Source organism: Variovorax sp. P4_D9, from assembly GCF_056401695.1.
Genome location: NZ_JBFUIU010000613.1, coordinates 1 through 5,405, shown reverse-complemented (window position 1 = coordinate 5,405; position 5,405 = coordinate 1). Strand labels below are relative to the sequence as shown.

The following is a 5,405-nucleotide window of genomic DNA, read 5'->3' as shown; positions in this document are numbered from 1 at the left end:
CGCAGCGCGCAAGAAAGAAAATGACGAAAGCCGCCGGCCCGGCCGGCGGCGAGGGCCCATCGCGGAGTCCTCAGGCCTGGATGCGCCCAGCCATGCGGGCCTCCTTCGCGTAGCCGCTCAGGCGCTGGGTCGCACGGAAGTGCAGGTCCTGTTCGATCGGCAGCTTCATCATGCCGCGCACCTCGGCGAGTTCGCTCAGGCGAACGGGACCGATTTCTGGGAAACCCAGGCCCAGATCGCAAAGGCCGTGTGCAATGTCGTGATCATCCGGATCAATCGATGTGAGCAGCCAGGTCGCGCCCGCATCGGGCGTGAAGAGCTTCACCACGGGCGCCGGATCGAAGTCCTCAAGTTCCACGGACCGGAGGCCATTGGCCAGCAGCATCTCGAATTGCGCGTCGGTGATGAAGGAATACTTGGAAGCCATGGTGTTCTCCTTGAACGGTTGAGGGCGGGATTGCCCGTGACCGTCCACGGCACGCCGCAGCGCAGCTGTCAAGGTTCGAAGACGGCCGCAGGCCGCAAGCGCCCGTTGGGCGCGCAGGCCTTGACGGCCAGAACGGCGTGGCACCCTGAAGGGAACAGCAAGCCTGCCCACCTCCTTCCTTCCCCTCTCCTGCCCCTTCCAGCACGAGGCGACAGCGAGTGGGAGCGTCCAGCGCAGCTGGAGCTCGGCACCGCCCATCGACGAACACCTCATCGGCGATGCGCTGCAACGTGTGGCGCAAGCGAGCCAGCGCCGGCGTGTGGTCCAGGCACGCAGGCCCTTGTCCGCCCCCGTCGCCTCAATCGACCTGCCGGGGCCGATCGAGGGTCTGTCGGACTGTGGCCGCGATGAGTGGACCTGTGAAGTACGTTGTGGGGTGGGTCAAGGCGGTGTGCCCTGCAGTCGACTCGGGCGCTCCTGGCACGTTTCCTCCAGCTTGGAGAAGAGACGCTGCGCCTGCACAACCGCAAGGAGTTCCTTATCGGGGTCGATGGACTCCAGTTCGATTCCTTCGATGCCGTCGACATACAGCGGGCCGCCTTGGTCGTCGTCATAAGGTTGCCCGTCATACAGCCCGCCGTCATGGTAGGCACGCATCTTCGACTCCGTGAGGTCGGTGCCGAGCAAGCGGGCCCAATGAAGCCAGGTCCAGCACCATTGCAGATCGTTGTGCTCGAAACCAGATTGGGCGCAAGAGAGCGTTCGCGTGACTCGACGAGCTGCGACCGCAACTGTGTTCCGAAGCGAAGCACCTGGGCAGCATGGCCATCGCCTGGCCGTCGTCTGGCAGGCCGCATCGGCGTCCGGGCGCGCCCGGGCCCGATCGAGCGGCTGCGTGTGTCAGGCCTGTGCGGGCGCTTGGAGCGCCTGCTGGCGGGCCGGACGCGCGCGCAGCAGCGCCTTGAGTGCCGGGCCGGCTGCGAAATAGACCCATCGCGTTTCCTCGCTGCCTGCCTGGAGTCCCGAGTTCATCCAGGCGATGTCGTGGTGCGCCGCGATGGCGCCCGCATCGACCAGCGCATGGGCCTGCACTGGCGTCAGGTGACCCACCCATTGGCTCATCTGGTAGAGCCTCACCTTGCGGAGGGCGGCGTCGAGGTGTTCGTCGGGGGGAGTCATGTGCGCATTTTCCGCTTGTCGAGAACGCGGGGAGTGACGACCGGGATTGACCCCACTACGGCGGGCCCGAGGGCCGCTGCGGCCCGACGGGGTCTGCAAGTTCTTGCCGGCTGAAGGTGGCATGGACAGCCGAAAGCACAGGCTGCCAATCAGCGAAGGCCGCGGCGGAGCGCTCGAGGCGGGAGATCGGGACGCTCCTCGCAGCGTACGCCGCCGCGTGCGCCGCGTAGAGCCTGCGCAACGCGGAGGAAGCGCGGCAACTCGACGGGCTGCGGTACCCTGCCAGCGGCCCGACGGGTTCCGGCCGCCGCGTGTGTGAGCAACGCCCGCCGAGCCACAAGTCCGCAACGACAGCAACAACGGTTTCGGCTGCGCTGATCGATCACGTCATCGAGGAGCACGTTCATCATGGGCATGGGCTTTCTTTCAAGCATCGCGGGCGACGACAAGGATGAGGATTCGCTGGGCGATTCTTTCGGTCGCCCTCTTGACGATGGGCGCGACCCGGTCGCGCGCTTCACGGCGGCGGCCGTCGAGGTCGGCCTGATAAGAGCCGGCGACAAGCTCGACCGCAACGTGGTCGAGCTGTGCCTGCGCGTCGTCGAGATGGCTGCGCAGGTCGGCGACAGGTACACGGTGCCTGGCATTCTCGAGGACACGGTCGGGACCCACATCCGCGCCGAGTTGGACGAATAGCAGGGCCGCAGGATCGGGAGGCAGGGGCCGCGCGGCGGTCCCTGCCCTGCGAGTTTCAGTTCTCGAGTGTCATTCCTCGAATGGCAGCGCCGGTGCTGGGTCCAGAGGTGGCATCTCCCTGGCCAGGATGAAGTCGGAGGCCGCACCTGCATGCCGGGCCGCCGTGAAGATCGCCGTGCGGTCACCGCGCAGCACCTGCAGCCAGCTGTCGAGGTAGGCCGCGTGCCCTTCGATGGTCGCGTCGACCAATCCGCAATGACCCATCACGAACGCCGAGCCGAGCTCGGCCACCAGTTCCTCGAACGCGTAGGCCGCGTCGCCGAAGCGCTGTCCAAACTGCCGATTGAGGCGGTTTGCATTTCCGGAATGATGGACCAGCTCATGCAGCGCCGTGGCGCAATAGGCTTCGCCGCTGGTGAAGCGCTTCGGCCAGGGCAGTCGGATCTCGTCGAGGTCCTGCAGGTACATCGCGCGTTCGAACCCGTGCCGGATCGTGGCGTTGCATCCGGCGAGCAGGCGAAGGGCCCGCTCCACCGGTGGGTACGATGAACCCGGCAATTTGCTGGCGGCCTCGATGACCTCGCCCGGCAGGCCATCGATCTGCGCCACGTTGAAGAGCCAGAACGGTATGCAAAGCAGGGCGCCGCGTGGGGCAGTGGTTTCGTCCTGTGCGCCGTCGTCGTCGCCTCGCGCGTCGGCGCTGTCGCCGGCTGCACCCCGGCCTCCCCTTCGCTCGAAATGCGCGCACAGCACGGCACGCTCGCCCTTGCGGACCTGCGCGCCGAGACTGGCGGCCTGGCGATAGGTGAGCCACACATTGGAGGCGTGCCCTGCTCGATCGCCGCGTCCCACAGCAGCAGCACGTTGGCGCCGTGGTAGGACTGGCCGGTCTTGCCGTTGCGCGGCATGCCGCGTGAAGCCGCCTGCGTCCAGCGCGCGCGGAACACATTGCCACCCTTCTCGAGCATCGCGATGATCCGGTCCGTGATCGCCTGTCGCACATCCATGCGAACGCGGCTTCGCCCTGCGGATCTGCTGTCTTCGACAGGGCCTGCTTTGGGTGAGTCCTCGGGGGGCACGGGGGGAACGCCCGCGGCTGTGGGGGTGTCCGCATGACGCTGACGGGTGGAAGGAATTGCATGCATGGCTGGGCCTTTCTGCGGGGTGTGCCGCGGTGGTTGAACTTCTGCTTTCGGAGCCGCCTCGACGCATGAAGAGCGCGCAGGAAGGGCCGATGTCCAGGGACCGCCCGGAGGCCGCAGCTGAGCCAGGGGAGGACCGAGCGAGGACGGGGGCGAAGCCCAAAGCCCTGGACAGCGGCCCGTGCGCGCTATGCGTCGCTCAAGAGGTGGCTCTGAAAGCAGATGCCCGCGGCAGCGAGCGGCCGTTGGCTTCGTACAGTGCGTCGGCGTCGGCGCCGAGAAACGGCCGCGGCGCGTCGACGATGCGCCGTTGCAGGACGGTGAGGTCAAGAGATGCGGCCATGATGAACTCCTGTGGATGACACAGGCGGGATTGCCTGCCATCTGCCAGGTCCGCCCGGATCACCCCGCCGCAGCGCAACGCTCAAGGCCGCCGCCGGCGCGCGGCACGCGCCGAGCACGCGAAGCGCGCGCAGGGCCTTGAACGCGACACCGGTGGAGTAGCGTGAGGGCACACAGGCACGCCCTCCACCCTCAGCAGCACACCCGGAGGAGCCCGGCCCCGCTCCCGCGTCAGGGATGCGAAAGGCGGGCGCAGCCCGTCCCCGCCAGGGGATGAGCGCCACGGCGCGAACCTGGACACCGGCGTGCAGCCGGTGGACGCCCAGCCTTCGATCTCCATGCAGTGCTGTCGGGAGCCGCAGTTGCTGAACGCGCGTGTCCAATGCAACCAGGTAGCTCAGCACCAACTGTGACTGCCCTTCCTGTTGGGCATGTCCAAGTTGCTGCGTCTTTCCTACCCTGTACTCGAAGTTGCTGGGATTTCCTTGCCTGCGCTCGATCGGCGGACGTCAGGTTCGAAGCGACTTGTACCGCCGCTCTGGGCCCCATCCTGCCTGTCACCCTCGCATCCTCAACAGCCGGTACGCAGCGTAGACCGGTCGTTAGCGACGAAAAGGCTCTGCTGGCGGCAACCGCCGTCGTTTAGCCGAGAATTTCGAACGGCAGCAGCCAGTCTTTTTGAGGCGTTCGCTCAGATGCCAGGTGTGATGTGGTGTCGGAGATGCCTCACGGATCTGCGGGTGTGCGGCAAAGGCTCCTCATCTTGCCGCGCGGACGCGCTCGACGCGTTTCGCTGCGAGATGTTCCTTCAATGAGGCCAAGCCATTTCGATGCGGCGCCCGCGCGACTGCTACGATCAATCAGGGCAATCCTGCGCCGCTGGTCGCAGCCGACGAATGGATCGCGCAGACGATCGCTACGCCCTGAGCAGGCGCCGCGTCGCGCGAGGGCCAACCCTATTATTGCACTGGGGCGCGTCTTGGCTGATGTATAGAAGTAAGCACCCACACAGGGATGGCACGCGGGTTCCCGAAAGCAATCGGCCGAAAGACCGATCCCGCTCAGCTTCTGTCGTCGAGCAGCCGTTGGCGCGCCGTTGCGATCGATTGCTGCAGTTTGGCTCGCAACACGTCCCGCGGCGGCAGGGCTGTGAGGAACTCCGCCACATGAATGCCGCTTTTGTCGAGTTCCAGCAGTTCGACTTGCTCCTGCTTTTTGCCGGTACACAGGATGATGCCCAGCGGCGAGTTTTCGTCCGCCTCCTGCTCGTTCTTGGCGAGCCACCGCAGGTACAGTTCCATCTGGCCCTTGTACTCAGCCCGGAATTCACCGACCTTGAGATCGACGGCGATCAGCCGTTTGAGCTTGCGGTTGTAGAACAGGAGATCGATGTAGAAGTCGTCCTGGTCGATCTGGATGCGCTTCTGCCGTGCGATGAACGTGAAGCCGGCGCCGAGTTCCAACAGGAATTTCTCGATCTCGCGCAAGATCGCATCCTCAAGATCGCGTTCGAGGTATCTATCGTTGAGCCCGAGAAAGTCGAGAACGTAGGGATCCTTCAGCAGGAGGTCGGCTGACGGTCGCTGGGTCTGTCTCAGCGTGCTGAGATCGTGTTGAAT

Annotated in this window: 7 protein-coding genes and 1 pseudogene; 1 reads left to right on the top strand and 7 read right to left on the bottom strand. The window is 65.8% G+C overall.

Annotated features, from left to right (window positions below; genetic code table 11):
- Positions 1–70 precede the first annotated feature (70 nt).
- From AC1DY5_RS40510 to AC1DY5_RS40500, 3 genes are all read right to left on the bottom strand, one after another.
- Positions 71–427, bottom strand: coding sequence for a DUF2958 domain-containing protein (locus tag AC1DY5_RS40510; protein WP_478120086.1), 357 nt, complete (start codon positions 425–427; stop codon positions 71–73).
- Between the two features lie 441 nt (positions 428–868).
- On the bottom strand, positions 869–1,114 hold the full coding sequence (locus AC1DY5_RS40505; RefSeq protein WP_478120085.1) for a hypothetical protein: 246 nt from the start codon (positions 1,112–1,114) through the stop codon (positions 869–871).
- 213 nt (positions 1,115–1,327) lie between these two features.
- Positions 1,328–1,606 (bottom strand): hypothetical protein, encoded by a 279-nt coding sequence (locus AC1DY5_RS40500; RefSeq protein WP_478120084.1) that lies wholly within the window; start codon positions 1,604–1,606, stop codon positions 1,328–1,330.
- Positions 1,607–2,014: 408 nt separating this feature from the next.
- Here AC1DY5_RS40500 and AC1DY5_RS40495 point away from each other — a divergent pair, with 408 nt between their 5' ends.
- Positions 2,015–2,302: a hypothetical protein gene (locus tag AC1DY5_RS40495; protein WP_478120083.1), complete on the top strand. Its 288-nt coding sequence runs from the start codon at positions 2,015–2,017 to the stop codon at positions 2,300–2,302.
- Between the two features lie 69 nt (positions 2,303–2,371).
- Here the strand turns inward: AC1DY5_RS40495 and AC1DY5_RS40490 are convergent, their stop codons facing one another.
- The 4 genes and pseudogenes from AC1DY5_RS40490 to AC1DY5_RS40475 form a co-directional block, all read right to left on the bottom strand.
- Positions 2,372–3,118, bottom strand: coding sequence for an ArdC family protein (locus AC1DY5_RS40490; protein WP_478120082.1), 747 nt, complete (start codon positions 3,116–3,118; stop codon positions 2,372–2,374).
- 86 nt (positions 3,119–3,204) lie between these two features.
- Positions 3,205–3,270 (bottom strand): annotated as a pseudogene (locus AC1DY5_RS40485) (hypothetical protein); the annotation flags it as partial.
- A gap of 373 nt (positions 3,271–3,643) precedes the next feature.
- The gene (locus AC1DY5_RS40480) at positions 3,644–3,787 is read right to left on the bottom strand and encodes a hypothetical protein (protein ID WP_478120081.1); all 144 of its coding nucleotides are present in this window, start codon (positions 3,785–3,787) and stop codon (positions 3,644–3,646) included.
- A gap of 1,060 nt (positions 3,788–4,847) precedes the next feature.
- Positions 4,848–5,405, bottom strand: a 558-nt coding sequence (locus AC1DY5_RS40475) for a PDDEXK nuclease domain-containing protein (protein ID WP_478120080.1), incomplete at its 5' end; no start/stop codon positions are given.

Excerpts from the sequence above, each read along its gene's own strand:
- AC1DY5_RS40500 (WP_478120084.1), bottom strand. The coding sequence starts at position 1,606 with ATGACTCCCCCCGACGAACACCTCGACGCCGCCCTCCGCAAGGTGAGG.
- AC1DY5_RS40480 (WP_478120081.1), bottom strand. The coding sequence starts at position 3,787 with ATGGCCGCATCTCTTGACCTCACCGTCCTGCAACGGCGCATCGTCGAC.
- AC1DY5_RS40495 (WP_478120083.1), top strand. The coding sequence starts at position 2,015 with ATGGGCATGGGCTTTCTTTCAAGCATCGCGGGCGACGACAAGGATGAG.
- AC1DY5_RS40510 (WP_478120086.1), bottom strand. The coding sequence starts at position 427 with ATGGCTTCCAAGTATTCCTTCATCACCGACGCGCAATTCGAGATGCTG.